The 18599-nt window shown below is 47.4% G+C and carries 14 protein-coding genes; 3 read left to right on the top strand and 11 right to left on the bottom strand.

The window, feature by feature from the left end; translation table 11 throughout:
- Positions 1-37: 37 nt before the first annotated feature.
- From D081_RS12255 to D081_RS12205, 11 genes are all read right to left on the bottom strand, one after another.
- Positions 38-2377 (bottom strand): FAD-dependent oxidoreductase, encoded by a 2340-nt coding sequence (locus D081_RS12255; RefSeq protein WP_085024452.1) that lies wholly within the window; start codon positions 2375-2377, stop codon positions 38-40.
- Between the two features lie 17 nt (positions 2378-2394).
- Positions 2395-4026: a glutamate synthase-related protein gene (locus D081_RS12250; protein ID WP_085024451.1), complete on the bottom strand. Its 1632-nt coding sequence runs from the start codon at positions 4024-4026 to the stop codon at positions 2395-2397.
- Positions 4014-5120 (bottom strand): glutamate synthase, encoded by a 1107-nt coding sequence (locus D081_RS12245; protein WP_085024450.1) that lies wholly within the window; start codon positions 5118-5120, stop codon positions 4014-4016. Before D081_RS12245 ends, D081_RS12250 begins: the two co-directional genes overlap by 13 nt.
- A gap of 577 nt (positions 5121-5697) precedes the next feature.
- Positions 5698-6099 carry a thioesterase family protein gene (locus tag D081_RS12240; RefSeq protein ID WP_085024449.1) on the bottom strand — a complete coding sequence of 134 codons (402 nt, stop codon included), beginning with the start codon at positions 6097-6099 and terminating at the stop codon, positions 5698-5700.
- 44 nt (positions 6100-6143) lie between these two features.
- On the bottom strand, positions 6144-6749 hold the full coding sequence (fic, locus tag D081_RS12235; RefSeq protein WP_085024448.1) for a protein adenylyltransferase Fic: 606 nt from the start codon (positions 6747-6749) through the stop codon (positions 6144-6146).
- A gap of 100 nt (positions 6750-6849) precedes the next feature.
- Positions 6850-8175 carry an MATE family efflux transporter gene (locus tag D081_RS12230; RefSeq protein WP_085024447.1) on the bottom strand — a complete coding sequence of 442 codons (1326 nt, stop codon included), beginning with the start codon at positions 8173-8175 and terminating at the stop codon, positions 6850-6852.
- 101 nt (positions 8176-8276) lie between these two features.
- Positions 8277-8663 (bottom strand): polymer-forming cytoskeletal protein, encoded by a 387-nt coding sequence (locus D081_RS12225; RefSeq protein ID WP_085024446.1) that lies wholly within the window; start codon positions 8661-8663, stop codon positions 8277-8279.
- Positions 8664-8688: 25 nt separating this feature from the next.
- Positions 8689-9627, bottom strand: a complete 939-nt coding sequence (locus tag D081_RS12220) for a M23 family metallopeptidase (protein ID WP_233127496.1) — start codon at positions 9625-9627, stop codon at positions 8689-8691.
- Between the two features lie 104 nt (positions 9628-9731).
- On the bottom strand, positions 9732-10238 hold the full coding sequence (locus tag D081_RS12215) for a DUF4446 family protein (RefSeq protein ID WP_085024444.1): 507 nt from the start codon (positions 10236-10238) through the stop codon (positions 9732-9734).
- Between the two features lie 26 nt (positions 10239-10264).
- A complete protein-coding gene (locus D081_RS12210) occupies positions 10265-11296 on the bottom strand; it encodes a ParB/RepB/Spo0J family partition protein (RefSeq protein ID WP_085024443.1) in 1032 nt (343 codons plus the stop codon).
- Entirely contained in the window at positions 11289-12047 is a 759-nt protein-coding gene (locus D081_RS12205) for a ParA family protein (protein ID WP_085024442.1), read from the bottom strand. Before D081_RS12205 ends, D081_RS12210 begins: the two co-directional genes overlap by 8 nt.
- A 556-nt stretch (positions 12048-12603) precedes the next feature.
- Here D081_RS12205 and D081_RS12200 point away from each other — a divergent pair.
- From D081_RS12200 to D081_RS12190, 3 genes are all read left to right on the top strand, one after another.
- On the top strand, positions 12604-13284 hold the full coding sequence (locus D081_RS12200; RefSeq protein ID WP_085024441.1) for a methionine synthase: 681 nt from the start codon (positions 12604-12606) through the stop codon (positions 13282-13284).
- A 57-nt stretch (positions 13285-13341) separates the two neighbouring features.
- Entirely contained in the window at positions 13342-15717 is a 2376-nt protein-coding gene (locus tag D081_RS12195) for a homocysteine S-methyltransferase family protein (RefSeq protein WP_085024440.1), read from the top strand.
- A 430-nt stretch (positions 15718-16147) separates the two neighbouring features.
- On the top strand, positions 16148-18571 hold the full coding sequence (locus D081_RS12190) for an autotransporter outer membrane beta-barrel domain-containing protein (RefSeq protein WP_085024439.1): 2424 nt from the start codon (positions 16148-16150) through the stop codon (positions 18569-18571).
- Positions 18572-18599: the final 28 nt, after the last annotated feature.

The following is an 18599-nucleotide window of genomic DNA, read 5'->3' as shown; positions in this document are numbered from 1 at the left end:
GATTTCTGTAGGTCATTTTTTGTTGGGAATTGTTATTTTATTTATTGTAGGTACGATACATCTTTATTGGCTCAGGATTGTCGCTGATGCTCCAGACACCGCATGGGCATACACCGGCACAGACACCACAGCCAATGCATTTGTTAGGGTCCGATACATAGGTCCAGGAGCCGTCCTCATTTTCAATACGGCTGATGGCCTTTTCCGGACAGGATTCCAGACACATCTTGCAGTCACGGCAGGTGCCGCAGCTTACACAGCGAACATGGTCATCCGCCGGATCTCCCAGCTGACAGTGATGACACTTTTCAAAATAAGCCTTGGACAGACGCTCTGCCGGAATTTTTTCCTTCTCCGGGAATGGAGCATAATCGAGGCCCATCATGTACTGCTCAGCAAAATAAGCAGCCTTGATACCGTCGCCAATGGCATCGGTCAGACGGCCAGGCTTGATTACATCACCCGCCGCAAAGACTCCCGGCATAATGGATTTATCCTTGTTTGGCACCAGCCAGCTCCCCCGGAACTTCTTAATGGACTCATCCTCCGGCAGGAAATCCAGAATTGGTGCTTCACCAATGGATACAATGACCTCATCGGCAGGGATAAACCGCCCATCATTGGCATATACCCCTTCCTTGGTAATCTTTTCCGTGAAGAACGGCCATACCAGCTTACCGCCCCGTCCTTCCACGTACTCGATTTCATCAGCAAATGCCGCCGGCTTCTGCACATCCACAGCCACCACGGACTCAGCCCCCATATCAAAGGCCGCCCGACAGGTGTCCATACCGGAGTTACCGCAGCCGATGACCACAACCCGCTTGCCAACCTTAGGATTTTCACCCCGATTAACTTTCTTAAGGAAATCCAGGCCCATGGTCAGCAGCTCCTTGCCTTCCCAGTCGAAATAGCGGGACTCATGACCACCGGAAGCCACGATAATGGCATCGTAGGTATCATGGAAATGCTGGAAGCTGTCCTTGTCCACCCGACAATTCGGAATGAACTTTACTCCCAGGCTCTCAATGCGCTTCAGCTCTGCCTCCAGCAGCTCATGGGACAGTCTGCCCCGTGGAATAACCTGCTCCAGCTTACCGCCAATCTTTTCCGCATCGTCAAAGACAAATACCTCATGTCCCTTGCGGGCCAGCTGCCATGCCGCCGATAGACCGGCTACACCGCCGCCGATGATACCCACCTTTTTTCCGGTGGACACTGCCGGCTTCTTCACTGGAGTAAAGGCAGACAGATAACCCAATGGACCAATCTGAATCGACTCATCAATTCCGCCACGGGTACATCCCTCCATACAAGGATTAGGACATACACTGCCGCATACAGAACCCGGGAACGGAGTATACTGCAGCTCCAGCTCAATGGCCTCCTGCAGACGGCCCTGGCGGATCAGATTATATCGGAGCTGGGTAGGAATACCCGTTGGACAGCTGAACTCACATGGAGCCGCATACTTGGCATTATCCCAGCTAGGCACCCGCAGACGGTACAGACCATTGGAAATGGTGTTATGCACCGCAAAATCATCCATGGCTACATCGGAGAAAATGCCCCCCTTGACCCATTCCTGAGTACGGAACTCCTTCATGGACATTTTCTTTGATGGGGTACTGCTCTTTTCCTCAAAGGTTAATGGGCGCAGCTTCTTCCACTGATTCCAGTCAGTCAGCTCAGACTTTAATTCCCGGCGCTCAATTTTGCCCAGAAATTCATCCATGCCGTTGGCAAGAAAATCAATGTCCTCCTGCTCCAGCTCCAGACATTTGATGTCCTTTGGATAGCTGGAAACCGGGCCACGAACGTAGACTACGCCGCCTACCATGCCCACACAGGCACGCTCGCCCAAAACAGACTCAAACTCCTCGGAGTCATAGCCGCAGACCACAGCCCGGCCGCCGCCCATGAACTCGAAGGAGAAGGAGCCGGTATTTTTCAAAATCCAAAGCTCCGGTGCCTCATACAGAGGGTCATGCTTCATAAGTGAACCACTGCGGGTACCGGCCCGGCCGCCGATGAAAATCTTGCCACCGGCGGAGCAGTGGCCAGCCGTATCACCGGCATCCCCCTTGACGGTAATCACACCGCCGGCATTAAGCCAGCCCACATCAGCGGAGGTGGAGTCCTCCACAATAATCTCTGTATTGGGAAGGCACATGGAACCCACACGCTGGCCGGCATTGGTTACGTGGAATACCAGCTTCCTGCCTTCATTGTTCCATAACGGGCCGCCTATATCATGCTGACCGGAGGCCGCAATTTCAAATTCAGTTTCCCCGGACTTTACGGCTGCCTCTATCTTAAGGAGCAGGTCCTGGGTGGACATGCGCTCATGCCCATTCATAGTATCGATCTTAAACATATCTCACTGCCCCCTTCTTAGCATACATACTGAATTCCCAGCTTGTCAGCAATAGCCTTGTCAGTAGAAACAAGGGCATCACTGCGGCCAACTGGCAGGGAGCTGTTGCCAATAGGTGCCATGAGCTTCTTCAGCTCGGCATCAAAGGCCAGAACATAATCCACGATCTTCTGGGCTCCCTTATCCACATCCAGACGCTTTACCAAGCGAGGGTCCTGAGTACAGATACCCATTGGGCACTTGCCCGTATTACAGGAATTGCAACGGCCATGCTCATTGCCTACACAGCCCAAAAGCTGAATGAGCACCTTGCCCACAAATACTCCATTGGCACCAAGACAAATCATCTTAAAGGCATCTGCAGCCGCATTACCCGTAAGACCGATACCGCCGCCACCATACAGCGGAATCTGCCCCTGAAGGCCCTGCTTAACCGCAGCATTGTAGCAGTCACGAATCTTGGATACCACAGGGTGACCAGTGTGATCCAATGATACCTCATTGGCCGCGCCGGTGCCGCCCTGAATGCCATCCAGGAAGAAGCCGCCGCAAATCTTGTATGGGTCACGGAGCAAATTGTTATATACGGATACCGAAGTGGCAGAAGCCGCACACTTAATGGCAACCGGCACTCTGAAGCCAAAGGCCGCATTAAGGGACAGATGCATTTTCTGCACAGATTCTTCTATTGAATATAAGCCCTGATGATTTGGTGGGGAAGACAGGGTTGCCTTTGGTACACCACGGATGGCCTGTACGTGCTCAGCCACCTTGGCTGCCGGCAACAGACCACCGTCGCCAGGCTTTGCACCCTGGCCGATTTTTATAAGCACTCCGGCAGGGTCAGTTACCATATTTGGAATGGCCTTAATAATACGGTTCCAGCCGAAATGTCCGGAAGCAATCTGTAAAATAAAATATTTCAGATAATCCGACTCCATCAGCTTTACAGGCATACCGCCCTCACCGGAGCTCATGCGGACCGGCAGGCCGCACTTTTCATTAAGATAAGCACAGGCCAGGGCCACTGCCTCCCAGGCTCTGGTGGACAGGGCACCGATGGACATATCGGAGAAAATCAACGGATAAATCCAATTTACTGGTGGAGTCTTGTGATCCATAACCATCTTGCCGTTTTCCAGTCTAAATGGCAGCTCCTTTGGAGAAAGCACCCGCCCCAGTGGAGAACGGATATCAAAGGTATGTCGGGCCGAATCCAAAGACGGGTCAGTCATCTGGGAAATACGGCCAACTACAATGCTGTCCAGAGTACGCTGGGCATTAAGGTTGGTACGGCCACCCCGCTTAACAGGACCGGAATCCTTGGAAAGCAGGGTCTGTCTGGTATCCTGATTGCGGACCGGACGAATGGCGTTGTTTGGACATACCTTTTCACACATGCCACAGCCCCGGCAATAATCCGTAAGGCTGGCCTTCTGCTTAATAATCGGACGGGCAACATGACGATGCTCCGGATTTGGCTGGCTGTCCGTAGAAACCACAATGGACTGGGCCTGGGTCTTCACCTCAATGGCCTTGAAGGAACAGGTGGCCACACAGCTGCCGCACATGGTACAGCGGTCAGCATCGTATTCTATTTTCCAAGAAAGGTCATTTACTGACACATCCTGTGTCTTTACTGCTTCCATCTCTGTACCTCCAGTTCATTGTCGATAACGATTACTTCACGCTCATTAGGATAGATATCCTTTTCCTTGTCACGGTTTGGCATGATTTCATTCAGACCGCAGACCTCGGAGGAAATGGCTATCATGTTTTCATCCTGTCCCAGAACCACCGGACGCAGCTTCTTGGAATCACAGCAGGTAATCATGCGGTTATCCGGCAGGGTTGCAATAATGGTGTTTGGACCATTGATTTCCAGATGGGCCAGGGACTGACGAATGGCCTTAAGCACGTCCTTGTCCTCCCGCTCCTCAATTTCCTCAAAAGGCAGCGGGGTAATGACGTGCTTGTAGTAGTTAATAGGCCATTTCAGCTCGTGAAGCACATAATGAAGGGTGTACAGGAAGCACTGGGAATCGGACTCAAAACCGATGTAGCCACGATGCAGTGACTTCTGGAACTCCTTATTTTTAGTATAGAAGGTATTTTCGCCGTTGGCGCACAGGGTATAGCCCTGCAGGAAGAATGGGTGGGCCGCATAGCGGACAATATCATAGTTGGTATTCTGGCGGCACTGTACCACAATATTCTTGGCCATGAGCCCGCCGTGGTCGTCCCACAGATGGAAGTAGGTGGCAATATCCCTTGGATCGCCGATTTCCTTAAGAGTAAGTACATCCGGCCAGAAGGAATAAACATAGCCCTGACCGGACTCCTCCAGCATTTTCCGCAATGCCAGACGGGTATCCAGTAACAGGTTCTGCTTTTCAGTTTCCGACAGCTCGTTGTAATGCTCCGGAAAATCGTAATTTCTAAACACATAGTATGGCATAGCCTGAATGTCCAGATTTGGCTGCTTGTCCGGAATAGGTATCCATTCAGCCAGCTGTACAAAGTTGTGGGCATCCATGTATTCCTCTACCATCTGGTTGCCCTTCTGGGTGCAGGCCATGGAGAGGAGTGGTTTATCTTTATAGTTGGAAAAAGTACCATATAAATCCTGCATTACCATGGCGAAGCCGGAATTATCATGTCCCTCCTGCTGAGGAAGCATCAAATGTAAGGCTTTTGATGGATGAACAGGCACCTTGCTTTTAATTGAACCAATTCTACACATCGTAACACTCCTCCAATACATAAAATGACAACTTATCAGATGGTGTTTTAAACTCCATCTGGATATAGTTGAATTTTACCCAGGCTTTACGGGTACTTAACTCCCATCTAAAAAGAAGGAGTCTTAGTACCCGTTAGCATTGGACAAAATCCATTTTTTACTCAAAGCCAAAGATATGGTTATACCGAGAATCTCTATTCGAGAGACATTTGTATTTGTGTAATATATCTTTTTTGAGTAACAAGTTTAATTATATGTATCTTTATTCTAGGTGTCAATATAATTATGCATAATAAGATATATTTAAGCCCTACAAGTATGTAGTTTTTGAATTGTACCATCATATATTTTTGTATATTTATACTATTTTATCAGTATTATATACACTTTTATGAAAATAATATTGTATACAATCCCAGTAAACCCTTGTCTTTCCTAAATTGACGGAAATTGCACACTATAACTATTTTTGTATGTTTTGTATTGTTTTTCGGTATACAAAAAGCAGACGCAAAATAAAGTCTGAATATTTCCTCTATTTGCGTCTGCCGCCAAATAACATATTATGTTAGAACTTTTAAATTTTAGCTGCTGCCTTCCCCATAAACTTTTCCTTCATAACCGCAAAGCGTTCATGGGTGCCGCAGCCGATTTCCTCTTTATCATCAAATGCCCGAACGTTAAAGGTAATCTTCCGGCCATCCACAGCCGTTACCTCGGCTTCCGCCCTTACACCCAGTCCCAACGGGGTTGCTGCCTTGTGCTGCACATTCAGTGAAATACCCACTGTAGTCCACCCCTCAGCCAACAAAGGCTCCAGGGCTTCCGTGGCCGCCTTTTCCATAAGGCAGGTCATGGCCGGCGTAGCATATACCTCCAGGCTTCCACTCCCCATGGTTCTGGCGGTATTATTCTCCGTCACCTTATCAGTAACGGTATTCTTCAGCCCACACTTAATTTCCTCAACAGTAAAATCCATAATATAAACACCCTCTTTCTGAGGATATTATACAACTTTATTTTTTAAATTTCCTCTGTTTTGTAGGTACTGTAGCCCTCATAAATATAGGAAGCATCCAGGCCCTTCATATATACCTGACGATCATTAATTTTATCTGTAAGAGCATCTCTGAGCAATGACATTATTTCCTTATTTCTAACAGGGCTTCGCTCCATGGCCAAAAGATAATCCTCTTTGTCTATCTGGCTCCAATCAACAACCTGGCCCAACTCTTTTTTTAGAATAGCATCCAGCCAAATTCTGGTGCTTCGTCCATTACCTTCCCTAAAGGGATGGGCCACATTCATCTCCACATATTTTTCCACAATTTCCCCGAAATTACTTTGAGGCATTTTATCAATATTCTTCAGGGCATCCTCCAAATACAATACTGGAGCAAAACGGAAGCTCCCCTTGGCAATATTAACATCACGCAGCTTTCCGGCAAATTCATACACGTCCTGAAACAGATATTGATGAATAGCTTTTAGTCCTTCAAAGGTTCCCACCGGAAAAGTTTCCAGTATATTATTATCATAAAGCTCCAAAGCCCGCTTTTTGGTCAAAAATTCTTCCTTATGGGCCAGATCTATGGTATCTGTTATACCCAATTTATTATCTAAAGCCATATATCCTCCAGTATCAAAAAGCACTAACCGTCCATGTTCTTTGATAAAATATATCCTTTATTATTATACTATATGCCACCCACGACTCAAAGAAAGTTATTTATAGCTCCGGCTGGATTACCTGCCAGAAAAGTATCCCGGCGATGACAATGGATAGGATGTCTGCCACCAGCTGAGATGCAATTACACCTGTATAGCCAAAGTACATTGATAAGGCCGTTATAACTATGCCATATACAACGCCCTGTCGGCACATGGACAGGATAAGGGCTGGCATGCCCTTGCCCATGGACTGGAATGTGCAGATAGTTACCAAGCCCCATCCCATAAGAATCATGCCGGGCAATTGCCAGTACAGCATTTCTATACCTTGAGCTATAAGGCTTTCATCCTGCAGGAACAGGTTTATTAATGGATGAGCAAATACAGCTACTCCGGCGGCCATTACTGCAGCAACGCCCCCTACTATTTTATAGGCATAGGACAACACCTGACGCAGACGCTGACGGTTGCCTGCCCCATATGAATATCCTGTCAGTGGCTGTCCACCAAAGGCCAGGCCCACCAGTATGAGCATAACAATATTTACGATTTTCAGCACAATACCCATAACCGCAATGGAATCACTGCCATATTCCACCAAACTGCGGTTGGTCAAGGTCATACCGATGGTCTGCATAAAATTGGTAACAGATGCCGGCAGCCCCACCGCAAAAATCATTTGCAGCTCCTTGGCACAAATTCCTAAATCATGAGGATCAATGGACAGGGCCTTACAATTTTTATTTATGTAAAACAGGGAATACAGGATTGCACAGCCATAGCCGATAATGGTGGCAATAGCCGCACCGGCAGCACCCATGCCCAGGGCAAAAATAAACACCGGGTCCAATACCATATTCACCACGGCTCCCAAAACAGTCACTGCCATGGAAGCATTGGGCTGGCCCACTGTCCGCAGCAAATTTATGGGTGACAGGATAAAAATAATGAAGGTGCTTCCCAGCACAATATATTCATAATACTGCATGGCGTAGTACATAGTGCTGTCATCAGCCCCCAAAAATTCAAGTACAGGCACCTCACCCCACATCATAATAATAGTGGTTATTATGCCAAAGGCCACAGAACCATACATACAAAAAGCACTGAGCCGCCTGACATCTTCTTCCCTGCCAGCTCCCAACAGACGGGAGATAACCGAGCTGCCACCCAGGGCAAACATATCACCAAAAGCCAGAAACAGAAGAAACAAGGGGGTACATATAGATACCCCGGCTATCAGTTCTGTATTGCCTGTCAGGGCGATGAAATAGGTATCCACCATATTATATACAAGCTGTATCACCATACTCAGCACAACCGGTATGGCCAGCTTCAGATACGCTGTGCTTATCTTTTCCTTCTCAAACAAATCCTTTCCCATATAACCTCCTAAAAAAAAAGACACCCATAATCACGGGATTATGGATGTCCTTACCGTGGCAGGACTGTTAAACAGTCCGCCCTACTATCAGTATTTGATTATCAGTCGTCGTAAGATGAAGAGAAGCTGCTCTGTGGATTCATCTCACTGCGGCCTCTGAAGGTACCGCCCTCTTCAATCTTGAGGGAACCGGCCTTAATATCGCCAACCAGCTGACCAGTGGAATAAATGGACAAGCCATTATCAATGGTAGCATTGCCCTCAACCTGACCGGATACCACCAGCTCGTTTGCAGCAATATCGCCCTTTACGCGGCCATCTTCACCAATAATAATGCTGCCGGAAACAGTAACAGTTCCTTCAACAGTGCCATCAATGCGAAGATTGCTGCTGCCGTTGATTTCACCCTTGATTACGGTGTTGCGGCCAATAATGGTCTCAATATCATTTGCAGCATCATCTATCTTCTTCTTTACACTACCAAACATAGTTTTTCTCCTTATTCCAACATCATCATCTAATATAACCGGAAGGGTTTACCAGCTGGCCATTTACTCTGACCTCGTAATGAACGTGAGGACCGGTACTGAAACCAGTGCTGCCCATGTAGGCAATAACCTGTCCACGCTTTACATGCTCACCGGCACTTACCACAACCTGCTGAGCGTGACCATATCTGGTCATATAGCCGTTACCATGGTCAATATCTACCATATTGCCGTAGCCGCCGGAATTCCAGCCTGCAACAGTAACAATACCATCAGCGGTAGCTACGATTGGGGTACCATAATCATCAGCGATATCAATACCAGGATGGAAATCACTGCCACCCCATCTGAGACCATATGGAGAGCTGATATCACCGGTGGATGGCCAAATGGAAGGAGTAGAGGCATTAATGCTTTCCTGCTCCTGAATCTGTCTGTGCTGCTCGTTCAAAATATCCCGCAGTCTTTCCAGACTTGCCTTACGCTTTTCTACACGCTTCTCTACGTCATCAAGGGCGCTGCTTACGTCCTTAATGTCCAGCTTCTGCTTCAATGGTCCACCCTGACCATTGTGAGTGCCATTACTTTTGTTGCTGTTGGCATCTCCAGAATCATCACCTGCTATGCCAGTAAGCTGGCGCAGCTCCTTTTCAATCTGTCCAAGCTGATCCACTGCATCCTGAAGGTTGTTGGCCTTCTTGGATAATTCCAGGAGCTGTTCCTGCTGGAGTGAATTAGCCTCTTTGAGTTTCTCAATCTGGGATGCTTCATTTCTCAGGGAATAACTGCTATACACGGAGTAACTAAAAGCACCGGCCAGCAGCAAAACAACTGCCAGAACGGAGCCTAATGCATACTTTATCCATTGTATTGGAAGGTGAATACTTCGTACGTCAGAGCCCTGATGCGGAATAATCTTGATGGTGTACTCACGATTATCGACACTTTTTTCTCTTTTTTCCAAAATAATCCTCCAAACTAAAAAAGCTCTAAAAAAATAGACCCTATAGCTGAAACATAATACCATAGAATCTACTTTTTTTCAACACGTAATTTGTATTAACTTTTTTAGTTCTGGGCCATGGCCTGACGGAGAGCATCCTCTTCCTCGCTGGTCATCGGGTAAGTGGATTTTCCTGCAGTAATAGGCTTAACATAGCTGCGGGAATCCTCCCGGGCAAAAATGCTGGACAGCACAACACCGTTATTGTCGGAATCAAGCATGGCTACTGCATAGCTAAGGTCACTGCCCATGTCCTCAAAGGCACGGAAGCGAACCACCGCCACCTTGGTAATGGCCTGCTGCAGCAATGCCTTTATATCCTCAATATTGCGCTTGATTTCCTGATTTTCCTCGGAAACAGCCTTGGCATCATCCACACAGCCGATAATCAGCCGCTCCAGATTGACACCATCCACACCCGTCATCATCTTCTTGTAGCGCTTCTTCATGTAGTTCAGATTGTAGATAACATTTATCATCATGAGATACATGATTATCATCAACACGCCCAGGGCAGCCACCATGTAGCTGAGATTATTGACGACAAATTTCATTATTTCGGTATTTTCCATTTAAACTAGATCTCCTCATTATTATATTACACATTGAATTTTCCGGTGGTGGAAAATTCTCTGAGCTTTTTCAGCTTGTCTGCATTGTTATCTGTCTGCACCCTCTGGGTCAGCAATTCAATGATTCTCTCCAAATCATCCTGGGAGCTGAAATCAATTTCCAGCTTTTTCTTTTTGCCGGTGCCCTTGATGCGAACTGATGTACCAAGAATCATTTTTAGCTTATCCTCGGCATCAAGAATAAACAGCTGGGCCGGATCTGTATCCACGCCCTTAGTATCCATTGGCTTTTCCTCAAAGTAATCAGGATGCTTCAAAATCTGCTTTACCAGCGCCTCTACCTTACGGACAGACAAATCATTGTCTATTATAAAGGCTGCGGCCTTTTCTTGCAAATCCATATCCTCAATGGCCAGCAATGGCTTGGCCTGTCCCATGGAAATCCTGTTTTCCACCAGCATGGTCTGAATCTTGGCAGACAGCTTTAAGAGACGAAGGAAATTGGCAATATGGGAACGGCTGCGTCCCACCTTCTTGGACAGCATATCCTGAGTCAGCCCATAATCAGACAAAAGGTGCTGATATGCATGAGCTTCTTCCACCGGATTCAGGTTTTCCCTCTGAATATTCTCAATAAGGGCAATCTCTGTCATCTGGGCATCGTTGTATTCCTTGATAATGGCAGGAATGGTTTTCTTCCCGGCCAGCTTGGAAGCCCGCAGACGACGCTCACCGGCAATCAGCTCATAGCCCTTGGCAGTCTTTCTCACAATAACCGGCTGAATAACACCGTATTCCTTAATGGACTCCTGCAAGGCATTTAAGGCTTCCTCATCAAACTCTGTACGGGGCTGATTCGGATTTACCTTAATCTGGCTGACAGCAATTTCCTGAGGTGCTGCCACATTATTATGTACACTGTCTGTATTGTCAATATGCTTTGCAGCCTTTGGCTGTACCTTCTTTTCTGTATCCTGCTTGGCAGACTGACCTACTGGGGCACCGCCAAGACCTAAAGCACCAAGGCCGCGGCCCAGGCCACCTTTTTTCTTAACCATGATCAATAACCTCCTGTGCAAGGTCCATATATGCCTGAGCCCCTTTTGAACCAGGGTCATAGGCAAAAATTGGGCAGCCATAGGAAGGTGCCTCACTAAGCCTTACGTTTCGTGGAATAGTAGTATTATATACCTTGTCTCCAATATGATTGCGAACCTCGGCCTCCACCTGCTGGGAGAGATTGGTACGGGAATCATACATGGTCAGTACAACACCCTCAATATAAAGGTTCACATTAATCTTGGATTTTATCATCTCAATGGTATTGAGCAGCTGGGATAATCCCTCCAATGCGTAGAACTCGCACTGCAAAGGAATCAGGACAGAATCCGCTGCTGCCAGGGAATTGAGGGTCAGAAAGCCCAGGGAAGGAGGACAGTCAATGATAATGTAATCATAATTGTCCTTTACCGTGTTAATGGCCTTCTGCAGTCTGTACTCCCTGTTTTCAAGGGAAGCCAATTCTATCTCGGCTCCGGCCAGACCTATCTGAGATGGAGCAATGTCTATCTTATAATCAGTCGGTAATATAATTTCAGACATCTGCCATTCATCAATGATGATGTCATAAATACTGAGCTCCAGCTCCTGCTTATTGATGCCAAAGCCACTGGTGGCATTTCCCTGAGGATCGCAGTCCACCAGCAATACTTTCTTTCCTTTTTCTGCCAGGGCAGAACTCAAGCTGACGGAGGTAGTGGTCTTGCCCACGCCGCCTTTCTGATTTGCAACAGCAATTACCTTGCCCATTTAGTCACCGACCTTACTATACATAATTTAAAATTTCGTACTTTTATATTGTACCATTAATGGGCATTTTTTTCGATATGAAAAATAATTGTTTTTCATTTTTCTTCCACTTATAATCATTCTTGTAAGAACTCAGCATGCTCTATCCAGGTGCAGGTTTAACGCGGAACGCTCGCGCTCTGTATTTTACCTAGTGGTACTAAGCTCACACTTCGTTAATAACTCGTGTTCACTAAGTACCAAGGTAAAAAAGGTCCGCTTGTAAACCTCCACCTGTCTATTCAACTATATTTCTAAAAATAGTACCAGCCTTATGGGCCGGAGGGAAACTATTCACCTGCAAGACCAGAGCATCTGCGCAAGCGAGCCATGGGCAATATATTATTTAATGACTGTATGTGAGAACGGCTTTGCCGCCATGAAAAAAGTGTTTTGATTTATTGCATGGCGATTATGCGACGGGATGAAGCTGAACAGTTTTCCGCAGGTCATGACTCGATGAATAACTTTAGTAAAATGTTTCACGTGGAACATTCTTGAATACGAGGTGATAAAAATGGCCATTTTTAATGCTCCATTTTTTGAAATAGATAAAGAAGAAACAAAACGATATGCCGGTCTCAGAAAATCAGAATTTGATGAAAAACTAATAGATGAAGCCTGTGACCTGGCACGACTCATTATCCACCCTACCGGAAATTGGGAGCTTTATGATTATGATGCCCGTACTCAGACCGTGGCCTCCACTCCCCCATTTATTCTGGAAGGGGAATCCATCAAAAAACATCTTATGGGCTGCAGCAAGGTTGTCATGCTTTCAGCCACTGTGGGTCAGGAAATAGAGGATAAAATCACTTCCTTATTTAAGGAAGGAAAATATGCACTTTCCCTGATTCTGGATGCAGCAGCCACAGCGGCAGTGGAACAAAATGCTGATCTGATGGAAAAGGCCATTTTTGAAAAGGTGTCCCGACAGGGCTATAAAATGAAATGGCGGTTCAGCCCCGGCTATGGTGACTGGCCCATAGAGCAGCAGCCGGAAATGATGCGTACCGCCAAAGCAGATGTAATCAACGTCCACCTTACAGAGTCCATGATGCTGGAGCCACGAAAATCCATTACGGCAATTATAGGTCTATATTTAATAGAAGGAACTTGTCCCGATGAAACAAAAAAACATAATTGTGAGGCCTGCGATAAAACCAACTGCTTAGCTAGGCAAAACACTTGCATGTAAAGTTGTAAACCTATATACTGTCATTATGTACGTAAATGTAAGGTAAGGACTGATTTAATGATTCACATATTTGACGGTGCCATGGGTACCATTTTACAGCAAAAAGGACTTCTTCCTGCCGGCTACTGCCCGGAGCTTCTCAATGTGGACAAGCCGGAGGAAATTACAGCAGTACACCAGCAGTATATAGATGCCGGTTCCACTATTATTGAAACAAATACCTTTGGTGGTTCCCCTTTAAAGCTGGCTCATTATAATCTCAGTGACAGAGCACGGGAAATAAATATTGCCGCCGTTAAGGCTGCCAGAGCAGCCGCCGGAGATAAGGTAAAAATCGCCGGCAGCATGGGCCCAACCGGCAAGTTTATCAAGCCATTGGGCGATCTGGATTTTGAGGATGCCTTCGAAAACTACAAGGTACAGGCTGCAGCCCTGGCTGAAGGCGGTGCCGATTATATCCTCATTGAAACCTCCATTGATATTCAGGAAATGAGGGCCGCACTGCTGGCAGCCAAGGAAGTAACCAGCCTGCCTATTATATGTCAGCTGTCCTACAGCGAGGATGGACGCACCGTAACCGGTACCGACCCGCAGACAGCGGCTATCACCCTTGATGCCATGGGAGCTGATATTATTGGTATTAACTGCTCCCTGGGTCCTGAGCAGCTGGTTCCTATCGTAAAGATTTTATCTGAAAACACGGAGAAGCCTATCAGCGTCCAGCCAAATGCCGGCTTGCCACAGCTGGTAAACGGCAAAACCACCTTCCCGATGGGACCGGAGGATTTTGGCAAGTGGGCACCAAAATTAATTCAGGCCGGTGCCACTTATATAGGTGGCTGCTGCGGTACTTCCCCGGCTCACATTGCTGCCATCAAAGATGCCCTTAAGGACTTTGAAGAACCAAAATTCAAGCCACTGCGCCGCCGTCTTATGGTGGCCAGCCGCAGCAAGACTGTAGTTATAGATAAGGAACTTCCTACGGTACTCATTGGTGAACGCATTAATCCAACAGGCCGCAAGAAGCTGGCTGCTGAGATTAAGGACGGCTCCTTCCTCTCCGTAAAGAAGGAAGCCATGGACCAGGTGAAGGCCGGAGCCAAGCTGCTGGATGTAAATATGGGTGTGGGCGGTATCGACCAGGCCCAGGCCATGAAAAAGGCAATTACAGAAATCTCCCAGCTTACAGATGCTCCGCTGGTAATCGATACCAGTGACCCCGAGGTATTGGAGGCAGGTCTTCGGGCATATCCGGGACGTGCTTTAATTAACTCCGTCAGTGCAGAAAAGGAACGGCTGCGGACCTTTATTCCTCTGGCTATTAAATATGGTGCTGCCATTCTCTGTCTGCCATTAACTGATGATGGTATTCCAAAAACAGCTGAAGAGCGTATCGAAGTAATGAATATCATCATTGATGAAGCAAAGAAAGCCGGCCTGAAGGACGGCGACTTCCTGCTGGACGGTCTGGTTATGACTGTAGCTGCGGACCAGGATGCCTGCAACCACGTACTCAACACTCTCCGCTTGTATAGAGAGAAATACGGCTATCCTGCCACCATGGGCTTAAGCAACATTTCCTTTGGCTTGCCAAACAGACCGCTGATTAACAGCACCTTCTTCTCTATGTGCCTGGCGGCCGGTCTGGATGCTCCTATCATGAATCCTTATGACGAGCAGATGCAAAATGCTCTTATGGCCAGCATGGCTTTGCTGGGCAAGGACCCTAATGGCCGTGATTTCAGTACCAATGAAAAAAATCTGGCTGTACCAAAGAAGGCTGCCGTTGCCAAGCATGAAGAGCTTACCCCAGTTGAGGCCATAAAGCAGGCAGTAATTTCCGGCGATGCAGACTCCATGCCTGAGCTTCTGGAAAGAGCTTTGGCTGAAAATATTGACCCAAATGAGCTGACAGAAAAGGCTCTCACCGCTGCCATGAATGAAATTGGTGTGGATTTTGGAGCTGGCCGGGTATTCCTGCCACAGGTATTGCTATCGGCGGAGGCAATGCGCAGTGCCTTCAACATCCTGAAGGAAAGATTCCCTGCCCAGGAGGGTGAAGGAAAAGGAACTGTAGTCCTGGCCACCGTAAAGGGTGATGTTCATGACCTTGGAAAAAATATTGTCGGCGCATTGCTGGAAAACAGCGGCTTTAACCTTATTGATTTAGGCAAGGATGTACCGGCAGAGGAAATTGTGGCTACTGCCATAAAAAATGACGCTGATATAGTTGGCCTTTGCGCATTAATGACTACCACTATGACAGAAATTGACGAAGTAATTCGCCAGTTAAAGGAAAGTGGAAATACTTCAAAGGTTATCGTGGGTGGTGCTGCACTGACCCAGGATTATGCTGACGAAGCAGGAGCAGACTACTATGCCCAGGATGCAGTAATCGCGTTAAACATTGCAAATGATATAATTTCTAAGTAAAAATTATCTAAGAAAAGGGGCATTGCTTTCAGCAAGGGCTCAGGGCTAAAGCTATTGTTTTGCTTTTAATTAGTCATCAAGAAAAATCCAAACTCGCTTCGCTCAAACAATGGATGTTTTCTTGATGTGTAAGTATGCAAAAAATAGTTTCTTAACGCCCTTCGCCCAAGCGCTTCAAGCAATTGCCCTTTTCTTAATTGTTACTTGCATATAAATAAAATGTTTCACGTGAAACAATTTAAGAATCCGTTGTCCCATGTTAACTATGGGGCAGCGGATTTTTATTTCCTTGAAAAGACGCTATGGATAATATTATTTGCCTGTAGTCAAAGGAAACTATTAGCCGTATAATATAGCTAAAAATAGACTAGATTATATTTTTGCTGCATTTTTTCGTGAAAAACCACAATACGAAAGGAAGCGATTTTCCATGTCCGCATCCCGCATTGTCAAAAAGAAAAAATACGCTTATCTGGTAATCTCACTTCTGTCCTGCCTCGTTCTGATACCCGCAACGGCGGGAGCTACGGAGCCAAATATTGGCCAGAGAGGAGAGGAAGGCTGTAAATATGAATGGTGGGGTATATCCCGTCCTGACCTCAATCCAAACGGAAATTATTCCTATTATGTAAAAAAAGAGACTTATAATCATGATGATCCTGAGCATGATCCTAATATTCCTAAGATCAAGGATGTGATAGGATGGCATAATACGAATAATAATAAACCAGGCTATGATACCTCCGCCAATTCCCACATGGTTACCATCGGGGGAAACGTAAACTTAAGAAACGTCTATGGCGGCTATTCCTCCAATGGCAGTGCCTGCAACAACGTCGCCATCGTCAACAGCGGTATTATCAGCGGAAACGTCGCCGGCGGGTACGCTCATGCGACGGCAACTGCCAACGGCAACAAGGTCTTCATCTATGGCGGACAATTCACGGGCGATGCCGATAAGACGGCCGTCAGCGGCGGACAGGGAAAGATCGCCAATAAGAACATGGTCGTCGTTTACGGCGGGTCCTTCGCCAATGAGATAAGCGGTGGCGTTATCATGAATAGTGGCGGCAGTGCCACGGACAATACAGTGATCATTGCCGGCAATTTTTCCGGAACCCCCGGTCTATATGGCGGTAACGTCGGGGACTCCACCTATACAAACTATGATATTGTCACCGGCAACACCCTTTACCTTTCCGGCGCAAACTCTGCTACCAAGGTACAAAACTTCGAGACCATAAATATTGGCAAAATTCTAAATGACCAAGGAAATCCCGTGAACGTAACTGCGAAATGGGGGACCCCTGTGCTGAAGATGACAGGTACCGGCCTCGAAGAAAATAAAACCACAGTCGAAGCCCTCAAAAAGGCCAAGATCGACGCCTCCGTTCTGACCTTTGAGAATCTCGAAGCCATTGCGAACGGTGACGTGATGAACCTGCTAGAATGTACGAACACGGGCACCATCAATGCCACTCTCCTTGCCACCACCACGGCAAAGCAGGAATACACCGTGACCCCCGTCACGGGCATGACCATCAACGCCGCTTTCCAGGGCCGCCTGGCACTGACGGATACAGCTTTGACCTGCACGGCGGAGAACAAGGCCACAAAGCTGTCCTTCGGGGACGTGGAATGGAAAAACAGCGGTGCACTGCTCAACCATGCCACTACCCTCTCCACTATATCCTTCAGCGAAGCGTCGGTGGATACATCAAATATCAATTTCACTAACATCAATAACCTTGCTGCGGGCAAAAAAATGACGCTGGTAAATGATTTTCTCGCCACCGGGGAAGCCTACACAGGCACGATTACGGGCACGAAATACAAGGTCGGGACAAGTTTGGAAGGCAAGGGAGAAGCATCCCTGACAGACGCTGACGGGGACGGCAAGGCAGATGATTTGGTTTTCACGGCACTGACGCAAACGGCGCAGGCTCAGACCCACAACGCAGTAATGGGTGCCGAGGTCGGCATGGCGGCCCTTTCAATGGGCAACGACTTCATCGGCACGGCCACGGAAGGATTAGCCCTGGCGGCCAATACCGGTTCCGACGGTATTTCCTCCTTCGCGAAGGCTGGCGGCGCTGCCATACAGCAGGAAACCGGCAGCCATGTGAATGTTCACACATGGAATGCCATCCTCGGAATTGGACACCAGAACAAGAAAAAAAGCGGTACCTTTGAATACGGTGCCTTTTTCGAGTACGGCACAGGCAACTATACCACCTACGCGGATAACAATATGCGGGGTGACGGCTCGACACGCTACACCGGCGGCGGACTTCTCGCCAAGTACACCATGAAGAACAACGTCTATGTGGAAGGCAGCCTGAGAGGTGGCAGCATCCACGACGACGCCCGTAATGTAATGAGTGACGGAATGGGCAACCCGTACAGTTATGATACCAACGCCCCTTATTTCGGATTCCATATCGGCGTCGGCAGGGAGTTTGAAATGAATAACGGCCATAGCCTTGATGTCTACGGCAAGTATTTCTTCAACCGCAAGAACGGCGTATCCTTCGAGGCTGGCGGTCATTACGATTTGGATGCAGTTACAAGTAGTATATTGTGCGTTGGTGCACGTTATAAGGTAAAGCACGATAAGTGGAATTTCTACGGCGGCCTGGCCTATGAGCATGAGCTGAATGGTAAGGCTACTGGTACAGCAGACGATATTCCAATCCGTGCTGCGGAGACAAAGGGTGGCAGTATCCGGGCAGAACTCGGTGCCACAATGCTCCCCCACGATGGAAGCCCATGGAAAATCGATTTGAATGTGAGTGGATTTGCAGGCAAAAAGCAAGGGTTCTCCGGCGGCGTGAGCGTAACATGGATGTTCTGATTTTTCAAAATAAATACCCTGCCCATAT

The sequence above is a fragment of the Anaerovibrio sp. JC8 genome (assembly GCF_002100115.1).
Classification (GTDB): Bacteria; Bacillota; Negativicutes; order Selenomonadales; family Selenomonadaceae; genus Anaerovibrio.
The sequence above is the reverse complement of the archived record's forward strand: the minus strand, read 5'-3'. Positions and strand labels throughout refer to the sequence as shown.